Annotated in this window: 1 protein-coding gene; it reads right to left on the bottom strand. The window is 62.8% G+C overall.

The features are described from left to right. The coding region (locus tag ACXJ3V_RS20840; protein ID WP_457102260.1) for a helix-turn-helix domain-containing protein at positions 1 to 292 on the bottom strand (292 nt) is incomplete at its 3' end. Positions 293 to 511 lie beyond the last annotated feature (219 nt).

Below are 511 nucleotides of genomic sequence, written 5' to 3'. Positions count from 1 at the left end.
CCACGATGCTCGAYTCAAGCTCGGCGGTCACGCTGGGRGTRCGCCCGGGGCGCGGCGCATCGTGCWTCAGGGCCTSCACCCCRCCGTCCAGGAAGCGCTGGCGCCACAAGGCCACCTGGCGYCGRTCCARATCGACCTCGGCAGCGATGTCCTTGTTCTGCCAATCCTTCGCGGCCAACAGCACGATCCTGGCTCGCTGCTGCACGCGGGCCTCAACGCGGCCGCGCCGGGCGAGCGCAGTCAACTCCCGTTCGGCAACMGCRTCCAGTTCGATCTTCCGGGCAACGCGCATGGYTCAAACCTCCGCAAAGCTTGGTAWGCGCAGTATACKKTAAGTTCTATTATTTCGAGCGCRCTACACTAGCAATCGGCACGAGTTGCCGGGTCGTACTACCTGCCATTGCCAGCGTCTGACACTTCCGGAAGGAATCGCGGTTGACGCAGTCCGGCCGATTGCTGAACGCCGCCGCTTCTGCACTCTAGATGCCACGAGTGTTTCTCGATGTAATCA

It is taken from the genome of Microbacterium sp. P5_E9, assembly GCF_054049175.1.
The sequence above is the reverse complement of the archived record's forward strand: the minus strand, read 5'-3'. Positions and strand labels throughout refer to the sequence as shown.